Consider the following 15,898-nt stretch of genomic DNA (forward strand, 5'->3'; position numbering starts at 1 on the left):
GTGAGAGTCTGACATTTCAGACATTCATTCTTCTTCAGGGGAGCATCGATGATTGCGACGTCATTTCAGTCCGGCGGAGTGGAGTACACCCTCACGCGGGCCGAGATTCGACACGTGGAGGCACTGATCGACTTGCTCGCCGACGACCCGATCGGCAGCACCCGGGAGACGACCAACCCCGAAGCCCGAACGATCTACGAGGACGCGTTCAAGCGAATCGACGAGGATCCGGCTCAACTTCTCGTCACCGTTCTGGTCGGCGACGCGGTAATCGGCACAATGCAATTGACCTTCATTCCGGGTATGAGCCGGATGGGTGCCACGCGACTGCAGATCGAAGCTGTTCGCGTCCACGAGGACTACCGAAGTAAAGGCATCGGCAGTTCGATGATCCGATGGGCCTGCGAAGAAGGTGCCCGGCGCGGCGCGTTTCTGGCGCAGCTCACCTCGGATCAAACTCGCAAGGAAGCTCACGACTTCTACGAGCGACTCGGATTTGTGGCCTCCCATGTCGGGTTCAAGAAGTCACTGAGCTGACGCCCTGCCACAAAACTCCCAAACTCGGGGACTCCCAAACGCGAGCTCGAGCACCGGGGCATGGTTGTGCCCCGGTGCTCACGTCTTCAGTTGTCGCGATTCACGCCGCGGTGGGCGGACTGTTCCCGCCGATGGGCCGCTGGAACGGATCAATCGACATCGGTGGATAGAACACTGTTTTTCGGTCGGGGCCGATCTCGACCCGCCATTCGGTGTGGTGCAGCGTTCGATGATGATGACCGCACAACAAGATCAGATTGTCGAGATCTCTTGGGCCACCATCGTTCCAGTGAACAATATGATGGGCATCGCACCACCCCGACGGTGTCCCGCACCCCGGAAACGCGCAACCACCATCACGAACCGCCAACGCCCGCCGCTGCGGAACCGTCGCCGTTCTCGCTTCCTTGCCGCAGTCGAGCGGAACACCATTCTCGTCCAACAAAATCCGCGTCACGGTGCAGTCGCACGCCAACATCCGCGCGGTATCGATACTGATGGGGCCCACCCAATCCGCCCACGCGAAACCCAGTTCCTCGGTGGACGGCAGGAGGTCTTTCAAAGCCTGCAGATCCGTCATGTCTTTCGCGGACGCGGTGACCGTGATGTGCGGTTTCACCCCGCCTTCGATCGGACCCAACCCCGCCCGCTCGTACCGCCGCAACAATTCGCAAAACCCGTCCGCCCGCCGTAATGCCGGCGTACGCGTGTCTTTGACGCCGTCCTTCTCCGGCGTCGGCGCCGACAGACTCGACAACAACGTCATCAACCGGGCCCCGTTCACAGCATCCAGATCACCCTTCACAGTTACTCTGCCGTACAGGCCTTTCGACGCGTAGAACTCGTTACGCTCCGAATCCTCGCCGACCGGGACGCCGTCCTCGCGCTTGCCGTACTGCTTCTCGATCCGCCGAATCGCCGCCCGCACCGCATCACAATCAGCAATGTTCTTCGACGCCAACCACAACAAGATCCCTCGGGCCTTGTCCACATCCGCCAGGGTCATGTTCTTCGGCGGATGCTGACAAAACGACGCCACCTGCCGCGCCTTCAACGCATCCACGTCACCACGATGAAACGCATCCGCGACAACAGGTTCGAGCATCAACAACCGCGCCAACCCGACCAGCAGACTGCACTCACCGATCTCCAGATTCGTCGAACCATGCAACCACTGCGCGATCGCCCGAAAACCCTTCCCACCGAGAACCTCACGGGAAAACATCTCCACGATCAGCAACACCATCCGCGACTGCAACTCGTGTCGGGCGCGCACCAGACCCAGAACCTCACTCTTGAGGTCCTCGCCATCCAGCTGCCACGCTTCCCGACTGTCCATGCTCAAAGTTTAATCGAACATACTTTCGATAACCAGAGACAAACCGGACAACTTCAAGAAGACCTACACTCGAGAGCTGTTGAGATGCATCGCTATTCGCGCAACCGCCGACGCGATTCGTTGACAGAGACTCGCAACTCCCCCAAAGGCACTTCACGACCCGACTCACTGCGCACCTCGACGCGAACGCGCTCACCAGTAGCGTCGTCGGCCACCTCCAACGGTCCACCTTTTCCGCCGTGCAGATACTTGTCGCCCCACTGCATCAGCGCGAGAACCGCCGGCAGCAGGTCACGGCCCTTCTCGGTGAGCACGTACTCGTGCCGCGTCCGCTTTCCAGGCTCCTTGTACGGCACACGCTCGAACAGTCCCGCCTCAGTGAGTTCTTTCAGCCTCGCCGACGCAACCGCCTCGGTGATGCCGACTCGCGACGCGAAGTCGTCGAAACGCGTTGTGCCGTAATAGGCCTCTCGCAGAATGAGCATCGCGGATCGAGTGCCGACCACTTCCATGGCCCGCCCGATCGAACAGTGCGTGGCCCGCCAGGCGTCGCGATCTTCGAGCACTCCGGTCAGTCGTACAGCGTCCATGCAATTCACCATACCCCCTGGCTTGCCATAACCATAGCCAGAGTCTAGATTGCTGACTATGGAACTTCATAGCCAGCCGGTGCGGACCGGACCCCTGCTCGCGATACTGTCGGGGGCGCCGTTTGTCGCCAGCCTCGATCTTTTTGTGGTCAACGTGGCCTTCGGCGACATCGCCAAGAGCTACCCGGGTCACTCGCTCGGCGAGTTCAGTTGGATCCTCAACAGCTACGCGATCGTCTACGCCGCACTGTTGATACCCCTCGGACGCTGGGCGGACAGGATCGGGCACAAGCGCGCCTTCATCGCCGGCCTCGCACTGTTCACCCTCGCCAGCGCCGCCTGTGCCTTCAGCCCGTCCTTGTGGGCACTGGTGGCCTTCCGTATCGTCCAGGCAGTCGGCGCCGCTGCGCTCACCCCGGCCAGCCTCGGGCTTCTGATCAATGCGCTTCCCGCCGCGAAACGTCAATCCGGCGTTCGCATCTGGGCAGCCGCCGGCGCTGCAGCAGCTGCATTCGGCCCTGTCGTGGGCGGCATCCTCGTAGAGGCCTCGTGGCGCTGGGTCTTCCTGATCAATGTTCCAGTGGGCATCGTGTTGCTCTACTTCGCAGTCCGACTCGTACCGGATACAACACACAAGGACCCCGATGCCGGTATCGACTTCGTCGGCGCTGCCCTCCTCACCGTCGGAATCGGCTCTCTCGCCCTGGCACTCGTCCAGGGTCCGGACTGGGGATGGACCGACAATCGCGTTCTGATCGCCTTCGCCGTGGCCGCCGTGACACTACTCTCGTTCTGGTGGAGCAACTCTCGTCACCGGACTCCGTTGATTGCTCCGGATCTTCTGAAGATCCGCTCGTTTGCCTGGTCCAACGTCACCGCCATCCTGTTCAGCGCAGCATTCGCCGCGGGTCTTCTCTCGAACATCCTGTGGCTCCAGGAAGCCTGGGGATACTCGGCTCTGCGAACCGGTTTCGCCGTCTCACCGGGTCCACTTCTCGTTCCGCTGTTCGCCATCGCCGGCGGATCGCTGACGCGCAGGTACTCGGCGGGACGCGTCGCCGCACTCGGCAGCCTTCTGTGGGCAGTCGGAACCGTACTCGTTCTCGTCTCGGTTGATACGACGCCCAACTACGCGACCGGACTCCTACCAGGCTGGATCATCGCCGGGATCGGTGTCGGTCTTGCCCTGCCGACCATTCTGTCGCAGGCCACGGCGGATCTGGCACCTGCCAGATCGGCCACCGGTAGCGCAATCGTCAGCATGAGCCGACAGATCGGAACCGTTCTCGGCGTGAGCGTTCTGATCGCGGTTCTCGGCTCTGCTGTCGACTACGACACCTTCCGCCAGGCCTGGTGGGTGATCTTTGCCGTCGCGCTTGTGTCTGCCCTGGCATCACTGGGAATGACGCCTGCGACCACACCCACCCCGGTTGTCCCTGCTGAATCCGCCATCCCTGAAAGGAATTTGTCATGAGAGACGCAGTTATCGTCGAAGCCGTTCGCACTCCGATCGGCAAGGGAAAGGCGAACGGCGCCCTGCACGGCATCAACGCCGTCGACCTCCTCGCCCACAGCCTCAAGGCGGTAGTCGAACGCACTGGAATCGATGCAGCATTGATCGACGACGTCATCGGTGGAGCGGTAAGCCAAGTCGGTGAACAGAGCCAGAATGTCACTCGCACTGCCCTTCTCGCCGCAGGCTACCCTGAGTCGGTACCGGGAACCACCGTCGACCGACAGTGTGGAAGTAGCCAACAAGCAGTTCATTTTGCCGCTCAGGGCGTCATTGCCGGTGCGTACGACATCGTTGTCGCTGCCGGAGTCGAGTCGATGAGCCGAGTCCCTATGGGCTCGAGCAGCATCGGGCGCGAATCACTCGGCGTGGGTTTCGAAGAGCGCTATCCGGACGGTCTGGTACCGCAGGGCATCAGCGCCGAATTGATCGCCGCCAAGTGGGGACTGAGCCGCACCCAACTCGACGAGTTCTCGGCGTCGAGCCATCGGAAAGCCGCGCTGGCAACCGAGAGTGGTTACTTCACCAAGGAACTCGCCACGCTCCCGCAGCTGTCGGTCGACGAGGCCATCCGCCCCGGCACCACGGTCGAGACCCTGGCCGGCCTACGGACCGCCTTCGAATCCGACTACTACGCACAGCGATTCCCACAGATCGACTGGTCCATCACCGCGGGCAACAGCAGCCCGCTTTCGGACGGCAGTTCGGCGGTGATGATCACGACCAGTGAGATCGCCGCGAAACTCGGCCTCACCCCGAAGGCACGATTGCACAGCTTCGCAGTTGCCGGCGACGATCCGCTCTACATGCTCACCGCGGTCATCCCGGCTACGCAGAAGGTCCTGGCCCGTGCGGGATTGACGGTCTCGGACATAGATCTGTTCGAGGTCAACGAGGCCTTTGCCCCAGTGGTCCTCTCGTGGGCAGCGGACACCGGCGTCGACCTGTCCAAGGTCAACGTCCACGGCGGCGCCATCGCGCTCGGCCACCCACTGGGCGGCAGCGGAACGCGGATCATGACCACCCTGGTCAACGCGATGGAGCAGCGCGGCGCGCGCTACGGACTCCAGACCATGTGTGAGGCAGGTGGGTTGGCCAACGCGACCATCCTGGAGCGCCTGGGCTGAGCAATCCCCGATGGACGGCATTCCGACATCAGTGACCGAGTGCCGTCCATTCGGGATCCGGCTTGCGCGCAACGACCCGAAACACGATTCCGCCCCGGCCGCTGCGCTGCACCTCGTCGATCAGGAAACCGGCGTTTTCGAGGTATTCAACCGGTTCACGGGTGAGATGATCGGCACCGAACCGAACAAAAAGCGGTTCGACGACCTTCATCAACGTACGAGCAACAACGTTCTTGCTCGGTCCGTGCTCGGCGAGGACGAATCGACCACCGGGTACCAGGACTCGAAATGCTTCGTTCGCAACTCGGTCCGGATCGGGGATCGTGCAAAAGGCGTAGGTCGAGACCAACGTGTCCACGCACTCGTCGGGAACATCGAGTGCTTGCACGTCTCCGAGTCGTAGGTCGACTTCGGTCTTCACTCCCTCGGAGACCTTGAGCCTGGCCTGATCGAGCATCGCAGTCGAGATGTCCACGCCGATGACGTAATCGACGTCGTCTCCGTAGAGAGGCAGGTTCAGTCCGGTACCCACGGCGATCTCGACCACGCGGCCATGCGCCTGGTCCACGGCCCATTTCCGGGCGTCACCGAGCACAAAGCGTTCGAAGCGCCCGATCTGTCGGTCGTAGTGCGCCGCCATTGCGTCGAAAGTCTTGGCGACCTGTGCAGTGTCTGGTTCACGCATAGTGCCCCGTTTCGATCGATCTTCTGTGCAGTCTTACACGCGAGCACCGGGTCGGGAAGACCTTTCGTGACGAAGGGCAACCGACCTCGCGAGGTCGTCCCTGACGGATGCCCCCGGTATCGTTCCAGGTGACCTGACCTCACCTACGACGATCATGGATAGAGACCTCGTGCGATCAAGTAACTGCGTCACCGGTTCGGTCCGGCCACCTTTTTCCACTGATTCCACTGGAGGTCTGTGATGGCCGGCGGACTCTTCGCCCTGCTCGACGACGTCGCAGCCCTGGCTCGTATGGCTGCCGCCTCGATCGACGACGTTGCCGCCGCAACCGGTAAGGCGACCGCCAAAGCTGCCGGCGTGGTCATCGACGACGCAGCCGTCACGCCGCAGTACGTCCGTGGGCTCGCAGCCGAACGCGAGTTGCCCATCATCAAGCGCATCGCCATCGGATCGCTGCGCAACAAGCTGCTGATCATCCTTCCGATCGCTCTGCTGCTGAGTCAGTTCCTCCCCTGGCTGCTGACGCCACTGTTGATGGTCGGCGGCTGTTACCTCAGCTACGAAGCGGTTCACAAGATCTGGGGTGCAATCTTCGGCCACGGTGACCACCACGAGGCCGCTGACGAGCATCCTCGCGACGAAGAAGCAGTGGTTTCGGGCGCCGTCCGCACCGACCTGATCCTGTCCGCCGAGATCATGGTGATCGCACTCAACACCATCGCAGGCGAAGGCTTCTGGAGCCGATTGGTGATCCTTGCCGTCGTGGCGGTCGTCATCACCGTGGTCGTCTACGGAGTCGTCGGACTGATCGTGAAGATGGACGACATCGGATTGAAGATCGCCGAGACGTCGTCTGGCTTCACCCACAAGGTCGGCCGAGGCCTCGTTCGCGGCATGCCTCACGTGATGTCAGTGCTCTCGGTGGTGGGTACCGCCGCGATGCTGTGGGTCGGTGGCCACATCCTGTTGGTCGGCATCGACGAACTGGGCTTCCACCCGCTCTACGACGCCGTTCATCACGGCGAAGAAGCAGTCAGAGACATCGCCGGAGTCGGTGGCGTGTTGGCGTGGATCGTCAACACACTTGCGTCGGCGGCACTGGGTCTGGTGGTCGGCGCCATCATCGTCGCAGCTCAACTGGGTATCACTCGCCTGCTCGCAAAGCGTTCTGCAACGGCCTAGTCACTGCGAGTGTGGCGGAGCACCATCTGCTCCGCCACAGCCCGCAGTCCTTCACGCAACGACCGTGGCTCGAGCACTTCGACGTCCGCTCCCAAACCGATCAACTGCGAGAGCGCGACAGCTTCGCTCTCGAGTTTCAGCTCGGCACTCACCCATCCGTCGTTGTCCTCTGGCCCTACTTCGACTGCAGCGGCAAGCTCGCCCACCACATCGGGGAGCCGGCGCCTGCCCTCTGGTGTCAATCGCACGCGACACTCGAAGCGAAGCAGCGACCGGTCGAACTCGGCCATCGACGCCGCCCACCACGACGGCAGGTCGAAATCCACCGGCCGAGTGAACGAATCATCTTCTACCACGGCATTTTTGATGCGCCCGACTCGAAACGACAGCGTTCGACCGTTCATCCCCGCCACCAGATACCAAACACCGGCTTTGATGACCAGACCCAGCGGATCGACCGTCCGCTCGCGATCGCGATAGGCGAAGCGCAGTCGACGCGAGTCCAGCACAGCGGATGTGACGATCGGAAGCGCAGAGATGTCGTCGACGCCGCCGAACCAACCCGGAACGTCCACGAGAATGCGGTCCTGCCACAGTCGTGCACTCTCGCGCAGGGGACCGGGCAGGGAGCGGAGCAGTTTGGCCCCCGCCGAACCGACGGCGTCTGATCGTCCGAGATCTGCAGCGATGGACGGCACACCCAACAGCATGAGTGCGGACGTCTCGTCGTCCGTCATGCCGGACAACTTGGACTGCCATCCGTCGAGCAGACGGATGCCACCACCGGGGCCGCTCTCGGTCCAGATCGGCACGCCGGCAGCCGACAACGAGGCCACGTCGCGGTAGATCGTCCGCACCGAAACGCCGAACTCTTCGGCCAACTGCTCGGCGATAACGCCGCGACTCCCCTGCAAACGCAGCATGAGTTGGAGCAACCGCGCGGATCTCATGGACCGAACATTACCGAGAATTACTGACAGAAGTTGTCAGGAATAGGGGTGCACAATGACCGTCATGGTCACTTGGAAGCAGTTCTCCGAAGAAGTACCCGCTCTTGCCGACGCGGTCCAAGCGCGATTCAAAGCCCACAAGCATCACGTCCTCGCAACGCTGCGCAAGGACGGCTCACCACGGGTCAGCGGCACCGAAGTCGAAATCCTCGACGGGCGTCTGGTGCTCGGTTCGATGTTCGGCGCACTCAAGGCGAAGGATCTCATCCGTGACGGGCGCTACGCCCTACACAGCAATCCCGGTGAGCACACCATGGAGGGCGGCGATGCGAAGATCGCCGGACTCGCACGCGAGGTGACCCGCGACGAGTTCGAAGCCGTGCTCGCAAGCTACACCTACGAGGTTCCGAAACCTCTGCACCTCTTTGTCCTCGACATCGACGAGGTGGTGCACACGACTGTCGACGACGAACACATGTATGTCGACCTCTGGAAGCCGGGCAAGGAGATCACCCGCTTCACCAAGTGACGTTCTTCTCGCAATGCTCGCCGTTGGCACACGATTCCACCTGAACGGTGGCGTGGGAAAGACCGTGACTCTCGAGGACGGTGCGCGCGGATTCCAGAATGTTCGACGAATTCGCGTCACTGGTCAGGTGGACCGTCGCGACATCCATGCCGGTGGTGAGCGTCCAGACGTGTAGGTCGTGAACACCCATCACGCTCGGCAGCGCCGCCAGGTCGGCCTCGACCGCTTCGACGTCGACGTCGGCCGGCGACGCCTGCGTCAGAATGCGCAGCGATGCTGCGGCCAGTTTGATCGCACGCGGCACCACCCACAGCGAGATGAGAACACCGACGACGACGTCTGCCCACGTCCAGTTGAACAGCAGGACAAGGCCACCGGCGATCAGAACGCCGACGCTACCGACGGCGTCGGCAAGCACTTCGAGGTAGGCACCACGCACGGCCAGGCTGTCCTTGGAATCGCCGCGCAGCATCAGCATCACGACGATGTTCGCGGCCAGGCCGGCGGCCGCCGTGATGATCAGGGCGCCGCCCGGGATCTCGGGTTCGTTACCGATGCGGCCGATTGCCTCGTAGAAGACCCAGGCGGCGACGGCCAGCAGCATCACCGCATTGGCCATGGCGGTCAGCACTTCGGCGCGGTGCCAACCGAAGGTCCTGGCCGCGGTGGTGCTGCCCCTCTTCGCGAGCAGCAGCGCCGTCAGTCCCATGGCCATACCCACCACGTCTGTGAGCATGTGACCGGCGTCGGCAAGCAGAGCCAACGAGTTGATCAGGATGCCGACCGTGGCCTCGAGTACGAGGAACGCAACGAGGATCGCAAGCGCGATCGCCATTTTTCTGATGCGTTGCGGTGACGGTCCTACGCCGACCGAATCTGCTGCCGAGTGGCCATGTGAATGACCGTGCCCTGCTCCCATTTGTCCTGTTCCCTCCCAAGTCCTTCTCAGAGCATATGCATACATTCGCATACATACAACGAGTTGCTCAGTGAGCGGGAAACGGCAGAGGTCAGTGATCCGGCTCGTAGGCGGGATGAGGCACGGTGGGCGGCAGAGTGGCGATCGACGAGATTCGCTTCATGCCCGCGACCTGCAACAGGTCGACGACCAGCGATCGAATCTGGGCGAACACCACCGTCGAGGACAGGCCCGCGTTCTCCACTATCGCCGGTTTCAGTTCCTTCGCGACCGAGCGCAGGACGCGCGCTGCTTCGGCCTGATCAGGCTGCTCCCCCGGCTCCGCCAGGATCATGTCCTCGAGAACTTCGACGGCTTTCGACAAGCGCTCGACCTGAGCCACCAGACGCGGATCGAGGATCTCGTCGTCCCTGACCAACGTCAACGAACGACGCGCGAGCACTCGAATGTTGCGCATCGCGTTGTCGATGGGATCGGCTGTCGCCATGAGCCTTTCGAGGCGAGGCCGACTGTTCCAGTACAGCGGGGAGATTCGGCTGATCTCGCGCCCGCCGAGAAGGTTACTGCGCAACCCGTCGATGGCACCCTGAGTTGCGCGCGCCTTCTGCAGTGCCTTCACGATCGGGTCCGGGTCATTCGCGACGAGGCCGTCTGCCACCAATTGCAGTACCTCGGAAGCGGTTCCGAGGATCGATGCGGCATCCTTGCGCGCGCGTCGTACCGGGTGGGTGGGGATGATCGCGACCACCGCGATACCCACCAGACCACCGACAAGGGCATCGATCATGCGATCGGGACCGCCGCTGCCGCCCGGCGGGATCAGCGTCGCCACCAGCACAGCCGAGTTTCCCGCCTGCATGGAGAAGATCGGCCCGCTGTTGAGAAGCACCGCGACGGACATCGCCAGCACGACAACCAAACTGATCTGCCACGGTCCGCTCCCGATACCGGAGATGATCAGATCACCGATTCCGATACCGACCGTGACTCCCGCAACCAACTCGAACGAGCGTCGTAGTCGTGCACCCAACGACAGACCGAGCGAGACCACAGCGGCAATCGGCGCGAAGAACGGCGCGTGGTGCCCGATCACCGTGGTGGCAACCCACCACGCCAATCCGGCCGCCAAGGCACATTGAATGATCGGTAGCGCCGACGTCTGAAGCCGACGCACCGATTTGCGAGCCCGGTCCTTGATGCCGGCCCGGCTCGGACGGAAACTGCTAACCGAGGCCAAGCGCTTCGGCGGCGTTGGGATCGCAGTCTTCGAGCAGATCGAGGCAACGCGCGTACTCGTCGGCTTCACCGATCGTCTTCGCGGCCTTGGCCAGGACTGCGACGCAACGCAGGAAACCACGGTTCGGTTCATGGCTGTAGGGCACGGGACCGAAACCCTTCCAACCGTTGCGACGCAGTTGGTCGAGTCCGCGGTGGTATCCGGTACGCGCGTAGGCGTAGGCCGTGATGGTTTCGCCCTTGTCCAGTGCAGCCTCGGCCAGGTAGGCCCACGCAATGGAGGCAGTGGGGTGGTCGGCCGCCACCTGGGCCGGATCAGCGTGGTTGAGCAGTGCCGATTCCGCGTCGTCGTCGCCGGGAAGCAGAGTGGGCTTGGGTCCGAGCAGGTCACCGAATTGGGTCATGCGCTCATTGTGCCCGCTACGCCTTTCTGCCACAGGACCGCCTCGCCGACGGTCGGAGTTATGCAGGCTACATACCGGTCGTTACCCTGACATGGTCATTGCTGCATAAGACCGAAGGGTTACCCGTGCCGGACTCGAAAGACGACAACTCGAAAAAGAGCGCAGCACCGAAGGGTGCGCCCGAGAAGTCGGCCCCGACCGAACCTGCGACTGTGGCGATCCAGAAGACAGACAAGGCCTCGAAAACGGACGGCGACGCCAAAGCTGCCAGCGCACCAACCGTCGCGATCCCCAAGGCAACTCAGGCAACCACAGCAGCACCGACACCCCAGCCCAAGCCGGAGCCTGCCACCGTCGCGATTCCGAAAGCCGCGCAGCCGACACCACCACCCCGGCAGGCTCCGACCCCACCACCACCGCAGCGCGCTGCGCCTCAACCGCAGCAGCGCGCCGCGCCTCAACGTGTGGGTGTCGCAGCGACCCCACCGCCGGCTCAGCCGAAGCCCACTCGCATCGAGCCCGCCGCGCCGGAGAAAACCAAGCGCAGCGGCAAGGGCTGGTACATCGCGGCAGCAGCGGCCGGCGTCGCCGTCCTCGCGGCGATCGGCGTCGCCGTATTCGTCTCGTCCAACAGCGGTAGCGGTGAAAGCTCACCCGAAGCTCAGGTCCAGACCGCCATCTCGACGTACGTCGACGCTCTGCAGACCGGCGATCTGGCAACGCTGCGAACGTCGACCTGTGGGGCGTTGGGCGAGTACTACCGCACCATTCCCGACGCAGCGTTCGCGCAGGTCCACGACAATGCCGTCGCGCAGAAGACGATCCCGCAGGTCGGAGCCGTCGACGCGGTGCGCATCACCGACGACACCGCGATCGCTCAGGTCCAGGCGAGTTTGCCGAGCACGGGCGAGCAGTCGTGGCGCACGTTCGACCTCGAGCGCCAGGACGGCACGTGGAAGGTCTGCGATCCCAGCAAGTAGGTACCTGAACAGAAAATGCGCGCCGGCGAGAATTTCGCCGGCGCGCATTTTGTTCTGTGAAGCGCAGTTGTGAAACCGATCAGCCTGCCGACACCGAGCGTCCGGCCGACTTCAGGTCGTTGCACGCCTCGACGACGCGAGCCGTCATGCCGGCTTCGGCCTTCTTGAGGTAGCTGCGCGGGTCGTATGCCTTCTTGTTTCCGACCTCGCCGTCGACCTTGAGGACGCCGTCGTAGTTGGTGAAGAAGTGTCCGGCGATCGGACGGGAGAACGCGTACTGGGTGTCGGTGTCGACGTTCATCTTGACGACGCCGAAGTTCAGCGAGTCCTCGATCTCCGACTTCAACGATCCCGATCCACCGTGGAAGACGAAGTCGAAGGGCTGCGAACCGGAAGCCAGGCCGAGCTTGGCAGCGGCGACCTTCTGGCCCTCTTCGAGAACCTCGGGCTTGAGCTTGACGTTGCCCGGCTTGTAGACGCCGTGGACGTTGCCGAAGGTGGCGGCAAGGAGGTACTTGCCCTGTTCGCCGATGCCCAGAGCATCGACCGTCTTCTCGAAGTCTTCGCTCGAGGTGTAGAGCTTGTCGTTGATCTCGGCTTCGACGCCGTCTTCTTCACCGCCGACGACACCGATCTCGACCTCGAGGATGATGCGTGCAGCCTTCGAGAGGGCGAGCAGTTCCTTGGCGATGGCCAGGTTCTCGTCGATCGGGATAGCCGAGCCGTCCCACATGTGCGACTGGAACAGCGGGTTACGACCGGCGTCGACGCGCTCCTGCGAGATCGCGAGCAGCGGACGCACGTAGGTGTCCAGCTTGTCCTTCGGGCAGTGATCGGTGTGCAGCGCGATGGTGACGTCGTACTTTGCCGCGATCACGTGTGCGAACTCGGCGAGCGCAACAGCGCCGGTGACCATGTCCTTGACGCCCAAACCGGAACCGAACTCGGCGCCGCCCGTCGAGAACTGGATGATGCCGTCACTGCCGGCGTCCGCGAAGCCCTTGATGGCTGCGTTGATGGATTCGGAGCCGACACAGTTGATGGCGGGGAAGGCAAAGGAATGCTCCTTGGCCCGACCAAGCATCTCGGCATAGACCTCGGGAGTTGCGATAGGCACGGCGGGAGTCCTCCATATACGTGTCGTTCGGAGCGCTCGGCGATGTGAAAGCGCTTCGTGTGGTCCTAGCAGTATGGCAAGTCCGACTCGTCACGTCTCTTTGCGGTCTCGGCCCGCCGCCACCGACGCGATGACCTGCGGTGGTGGGAAACACTCAGATTCGGCCGGTACTCTGGCCACCGTGAATGTGCAGGCAGCAACTGAATCCGTGACGAACCTGGCCTTGCTGCCCGGCTTCCTCGATCCCGTGAACCTCTTGAATTCCTTCGGAACGTGGGTTCTGGTGGGATTGCTTCTGGTGGTCTTCATCGAATCAGGCCTGCTGTTTCCGCTCTTGCCCGGCGATTCGCTCCTCTTCACCGCAGGGCTGATCGCGGCGTCCAAGTCCACCGAGATCGAACCGTTCGCGCCACTGTGGGTGCTCCTGGTGACGATTCCGATCGCCGCGATTCTGGGTGACCAAGTCGGGTTCTACATCGGCGCCAAGGGCGGAACTGCCCTGTTCAAGACGGACGACGCGCGGTTCTTCAAGAAGAAGTACATCGACGAGTCACACGCCTTCTTCGAAAAGCACGGCCCGATCACCATTATCCTGGCTCGGTTCGTGCCGATCGTGCGTACTTTTGCTCCGGTTGTCGCCGGCGCGTCGAAGATGAAGTACTCACTGTTCCTGACGTACAACATCGTCGGCGGCATCCTGTGGGGTGCCGGCGTGACTTTGCTCGGCTACCTCCTGGGGCAGATCGAATTCATCCGCGACAATGTCGACTACATCTTCATCTTGATCGTCCTGGTGTCGGTTCTGCCGATCGTCTTCGAAATCGGGAAGCGAATTCTGGCGTCGAGACGTGGTGAAACGGCGAATACTTCCACTACGGACAATTCGACGGTGACAGTCCCCGAAGACCCCACCCCCTGATTGCAGAACGAGGCGAAGAACTGACGACGATGACGCTCGCATCCGGCAGTTTCTCCCCGCTCGAGACTGCCGGGCCTCTGTTGGTCTGGATCATCGTCGTCACGTTCGTCTTCATCGAGTGCGCGATCATCCTCGGGTTGTTTCTCCCCGGTGATTCGCTTCTGATCACAGCCGGAATCGTTCTTGCCGGCCACGAATCCGGCGCGGGCCACGTGTGGGCGTTGTCTGTCGGTGCGATGATCGCGGCCATTGCCGGCAACCAGGTCGGGTACGTCATCGGCCACCGGACCGGCAATCACATCAAAGCCCGTAAGGGCGGCAAGTACTTCACCGAGAAGAACCTGCACCGCGTGAACATCCTGTTGGAAAAACACGGGTTCTGGGCGGTCCTGATTGCTCGCTGGGTTCCGTGGGTGCGCACCCTGTGCCCGATGGTCGCGGGCGCAGCCAAGATGAACCACACGCGCTACACCATCGCGAGCACCATCGGCGCGATCATCTGGGCGCCCGTGCTCCTGCTGCTCGGTTTCTACGGTGGCTCGTTCCTCGATCGCGTGCCGTGGTTGCTGCCCGCCGTGCTGATCGTGATGATGGTCAGCTTGGTCATCGGTACTGCGCTGGGAATCTGGCAGTACCGCAAGGAAATGGCCCGACCGGCCGAAGACGTCGAGGTCGAAGAAGTCCTCGACTAGAAGCTGACTACTCAGTGCAGGTGGCTCTGGTCCCACGCCGGCAGCGGGTCTTCGTAGCGAGTCCATGCCCGCGGTCCTTCGCGTAGTTCGTCATCGGTCAGCAGAGCCGGATCGAGGATTCGTGACGGCGCCGCCGGGTCCAGTTTCACTCCGATGAACACGATCTCCTGCCCTGGCACCTCCGCCGCCGACGCCCACAGTTGAGCCGGTTCGATGACGAGGTTGGGGCCTGCCTGCGACCAGATCGCGGCGAACTCGGGCCGACTGGCGATCCAGCAGAATCCCTTGCTCCGCAGGAGTCCGGCGAACTGACCGAGCGCGGCCTCGAGTCGCGCCGGATGAAAGGGTCGCGAGGCGCGGTATGTGACGCTGCGTATTCCGTATTCCTCGGTTTCCGGGGTGTGCCCACCGGCCAGTTCCTCGTCCCAACCGGGTACCTGCGCAGCAAGTTCCGGGTTGTAGAGACCGGTTTCGAGGACACGGTCGAGGGTGACTTTGCCGTGATCTGTTCGAATCAGTTGAGCGGTGGGGTTGAGCCTACGAAGCGTCGCCTCGACGGTTCCTGCCGCCCGCGGGCTCACCAGGTCGGTTTTGTTCAGCAAGATGACGTCGGCGAACTCCACCTGATCGACCAGGAGATCGGAGATGCTGCGTCCGTCCCCCTCCCCGGCTTCGAGGTTGCGCTCGTCCAGTCGTTCGCCTTTTGCCAGCTCGCCGAGGAAGGTCGACGCGTCCACCACGGTCACCATGGTGTCGAGCTTCGCGAGCGAGCCGAGGCTGAATCCGTCCTCGAATTCCCAGTCGAAGGTGGCCGCCACCGGCATCGGTTCGGAGATGCCGGTGGACTCGATCACCAACTGATCGAACCGTCCTTCTCGCGCGAGAGCGCCGACGGCGTCGATCAGATCCTCACGCAGCGTGCAGCAGATGCATCCGTTGGTCAGCTCGACCAACTTCTCTTCCGTGCGGTCGAGATGACCCTGGCCCGCGACGAGGGCCGCGTCGATGTTGATCTCGCTCATGTCGTTGACGATGACGGCGACCCTCCGGCCATCGCGATTGGCGAGAATGTGGTTGAGGAGTGTGGTCTTGCCTGCGCCCAGAAATCCGGACAGCACGGTTACCGGTAGCTGCTTCATTCCTTAATGGTAACCATTGTCATTATCGACAACAGCGGGC

General features: G+C 62.6%; 17 protein-coding genes. 8 read left to right on the forward strand and 9 right to left on the reverse strand.

Going from position 1 to position 15,898, the window contains the following annotated elements:
• Positions 1-48 precede the first annotated feature (48 nt).
• Positions 49-537: a GNAT family N-acetyltransferase gene (locus ABIE52_RS14575; protein ID WP_007726792.1), complete on the forward strand. Its 489-nt coding sequence runs from the start codon at positions 49-51 to the stop codon at positions 535-537.
• A gap of 100 nt (positions 538-637) precedes the next feature.
• Here ABIE52_RS14575 and ABIE52_RS14580 read toward each other — a convergent pair whose 3' ends face one another.
• Both ABIE52_RS14580 and ABIE52_RS14585 read right to left on the reverse strand, forming a co-directional pair.
• Entirely contained in the window at positions 638-1,876 is a 1,239-nt protein-coding gene (locus ABIE52_RS14580; RefSeq protein WP_192712073.1) for an HNH endonuclease signature motif containing protein, read from the reverse strand.
• A gap of 92 nt (positions 1,877-1,968) precedes the next feature.
• The gene (locus tag ABIE52_RS14585) at positions 1,969-2,466 is read right to left on the reverse strand and encodes a winged helix-turn-helix transcriptional regulator (RefSeq protein ID WP_003944415.1); all 498 of its coding nucleotides are present in this window, start codon (positions 2,464-2,466) and stop codon (positions 1,969-1,971) included.
• Between the two features lie 58 nt (positions 2,467-2,524).
• Between ABIE52_RS14585 and ABIE52_RS14590 the strand changes: the two genes are divergently transcribed.
• Together ABIE52_RS14590 and ABIE52_RS14595 are read left to right on the forward strand one after the other, a co-directional pair.
• The gene (locus ABIE52_RS14590) at positions 2,525-3,940 is read left to right on the forward strand and encodes an MFS transporter (RefSeq protein WP_125050443.1); all 1,416 of its coding nucleotides are present in this window, start codon (positions 2,525-2,527) and stop codon (positions 3,938-3,940) included.
• A complete protein-coding gene (locus ABIE52_RS14595) occupies positions 3,937-5,106 on the forward strand; it encodes a thiolase family protein (RefSeq protein ID WP_042452159.1) in 1,170 nt (389 codons plus the stop codon). The genes ABIE52_RS14590 and ABIE52_RS14595 overlap by 4 nt, the downstream gene beginning before the upstream one ends.
• A 28-nt stretch (positions 5,107-5,134) precedes the next feature.
• On the opposite strand, the gene ABIE52_RS14600 is transcribed toward ABIE52_RS14595, so the two are convergent.
• On the reverse strand, positions 5,135-5,791 hold the full coding sequence (locus tag ABIE52_RS14600) for a class I SAM-dependent methyltransferase (protein ID WP_042452162.1): 657 nt from the start codon (positions 5,789-5,791) through the stop codon (positions 5,135-5,137).
• A 240-nt stretch (positions 5,792-6,031) separates the two neighbouring features.
• On the opposite strand from ABIE52_RS14600, the gene ABIE52_RS14605 reads away from it, so the two are divergent.
• Entirely contained in the window at positions 6,032-6,973 is a 942-nt protein-coding gene (locus ABIE52_RS14605) for a DUF808 domain-containing protein (RefSeq protein ID WP_030535980.1), read from the forward strand.
• Here ABIE52_RS14605 and ABIE52_RS14610 read toward each other — a convergent pair.
• Complete coding sequence (locus tag ABIE52_RS14610) at positions 6,970-7,923, reverse strand: helix-turn-helix transcriptional regulator (protein WP_192712072.1); 954 nt, start codon at positions 7,921-7,923, stop codon at positions 6,970-6,972. The two genes, ABIE52_RS14605 and ABIE52_RS14610, sit on opposite strands and share 4 nt — an antisense overlap.
• A 64-nt stretch (positions 7,924-7,987) precedes the next feature.
• Between ABIE52_RS14610 and ABIE52_RS14615 the strand changes: the two genes are divergently transcribed.
• A complete protein-coding gene (locus ABIE52_RS14615; protein ID WP_054828425.1) occupies positions 7,988-8,452 on the forward strand; it encodes a pyridoxamine 5'-phosphate oxidase family protein in 465 nt (154 codons plus the stop codon).
• Here ABIE52_RS14615 and ABIE52_RS14620 read toward each other — a convergent pair.
• From ABIE52_RS14620 to ABIE52_RS14630, 3 genes are all read right to left on the reverse strand, one after another.
• Positions 8,442-9,371 carry a cation diffusion facilitator family transporter gene (locus ABIE52_RS14620; RefSeq protein ID WP_063314832.1) on the reverse strand — a complete coding sequence of 310 codons (930 nt, stop codon included), beginning with the start codon at positions 9,369-9,371 and terminating at the stop codon, positions 8,442-8,444. The two genes, ABIE52_RS14615 and ABIE52_RS14620, sit on opposite strands and share 11 nt — an antisense overlap.
• 91 nt (positions 9,372-9,462) lie before the next feature.
• Positions 9,463-10,608: an FUSC family protein gene (locus tag ABIE52_RS14625; RefSeq protein WP_003944297.1), complete on the reverse strand. Its 1,146-nt coding sequence runs from the start codon at positions 10,606-10,608 to the stop codon at positions 9,463-9,465.
• Entirely contained in the window at positions 10,595-11,011 is a 417-nt protein-coding gene (locus ABIE52_RS14630) for a DUF3151 domain-containing protein (protein ID WP_042452165.1), read from the reverse strand. The genes ABIE52_RS14625 and ABIE52_RS14630 overlap by 14 nt, the downstream gene beginning before the upstream one ends.
• 125 nt (positions 11,012-11,136) lie before the next feature.
• Between ABIE52_RS14630 and ABIE52_RS14635 the strand changes: the two genes are divergently transcribed.
• Positions 11,137-11,991, forward strand: coding sequence for an Rv0361 family membrane protein (locus tag ABIE52_RS14635; RefSeq protein WP_192712071.1), 855 nt, complete (start codon positions 11,137-11,139; stop codon positions 11,989-11,991).
• A 79-nt stretch (positions 11,992-12,070) separates the two neighbouring features.
• On the opposite strand, the gene fbaA is transcribed toward ABIE52_RS14635, so the two are convergent.
• Entirely contained in the window at positions 12,071-13,108 is a 1,038-nt protein-coding gene (gene fbaA / locus ABIE52_RS14640) for a class II fructose-bisphosphate aldolase (RefSeq protein ID WP_007726777.1), read from the reverse strand.
• A gap of 181 nt (positions 13,109-13,289) precedes the next feature.
• Here fbaA and ABIE52_RS14645 point away from each other — a divergent pair, with 181 nt between their 5' ends.
• The gene (locus tag ABIE52_RS14645) at positions 13,290-14,027 is read left to right on the forward strand and encodes a VTT domain-containing protein (protein ID WP_003944390.1); all 738 of its coding nucleotides are present in this window, start codon (positions 13,290-13,292) and stop codon (positions 14,025-14,027) included.
• A 29-nt stretch (positions 14,028-14,056) separates the two neighbouring features.
• Entirely contained in the window at positions 14,057-14,719 is a 663-nt protein-coding gene (locus ABIE52_RS14650) for a DedA family protein (RefSeq protein WP_003944306.1), read from the forward strand.
• Positions 14,720-14,730: 11 nt separating this feature from the next.
• On the opposite strand, the gene ABIE52_RS14655 is transcribed toward ABIE52_RS14650, so the two are convergent.
• Complete coding sequence (locus tag ABIE52_RS14655; protein ID WP_003944416.1) at positions 14,731-15,858, reverse strand: GTP-binding protein; 1,128 nt, start codon at positions 15,856-15,858, stop codon at positions 14,731-14,733.
• Between the last annotated feature and the right edge of the window lie 40 nt (positions 15,859-15,898).

The sequence above is a fragment of the Rhodococcus sp. OAS809 genome, assembly GCF_040546695.1.
Taxonomy (GTDB): Bacteria; Actinomycetota; Actinomycetes; order Mycobacteriales; family Mycobacteriaceae; genus Rhodococcus_F; species Rhodococcus_F qingshengii.

Coding starts and splice junctions, on each gene's coding strand:
- ABIE52_RS14575 (WP_007726792.1), top strand. CDS start 49: ATGATTGCGACGTCATTTCAGTCCGGCGGAGTGGAGTACACCCTCACG.
- ABIE52_RS14580 (WP_192712073.1), bottom strand. CDS start 1,876: ATGGACAGTCGGGAAGCGTGGCAGCTGGATGGCGAGGACCTCAAGAGT.
- ABIE52_RS14585 (WP_003944415.1), bottom strand. CDS start 2,466: ATGGACGCTGTACGACTGACCGGAGTGCTCGAAGATCGCGACGCCTGG.
- ABIE52_RS14590 (WP_125050443.1), top strand. CDS start 2,525: ATGGAACTTCATAGCCAGCCGGTGCGGACCGGACCCCTGCTCGCGATA.
- ABIE52_RS14595 (WP_042452159.1), top strand. CDS start 3,937: ATGAGAGACGCAGTTATCGTCGAAGCCGTTCGCACTCCGATCGGCAAG.
- ABIE52_RS14600 (WP_042452162.1), bottom strand. CDS start 5,791: ATGCGTGAACCAGACACTGCACAGGTCGCCAAGACTTTCGACGCAATG.
- ABIE52_RS14605 (WP_030535980.1), top strand. CDS start 6,032: ATGGCCGGCGGACTCTTCGCCCTGCTCGACGACGTCGCAGCCCTGGCT.
- ABIE52_RS14610 (WP_192712072.1), bottom strand. CDS start 7,923: ATGAGATCCGCGCGGTTGCTCCAACTCATGCTGCGTTTGCAGGGGAGT.
- ABIE52_RS14615 (WP_054828425.1), top strand. CDS start 7,988: ATGGTCACTTGGAAGCAGTTCTCCGAAGAAGTACCCGCTCTTGCCGAC.
- ABIE52_RS14620 (WP_063314832.1), bottom strand. CDS start 9,371: ATGGGAGCAGGGCACGGTCATTCACATGGCCACTCGGCAGCAGATTCG.
- ABIE52_RS14630 (WP_042452165.1), bottom strand. CDS start 11,011: ATGACCCAATTCGGTGACCTGCTCGGACCCAAGCCCACTCTGCTTCCC.
- ABIE52_RS14650 (WP_003944306.1), top strand. CDS start 14,057: ATGACGCTCGCATCCGGCAGTTTCTCCCCGCTCGAGACTGCCGGGCCT.
- ABIE52_RS14655 (WP_003944416.1), bottom strand. CDS start 15,858: ATGAAGCAGCTACCGGTAACCGTGCTGTCCGGATTTCTGGGCGCAGGC.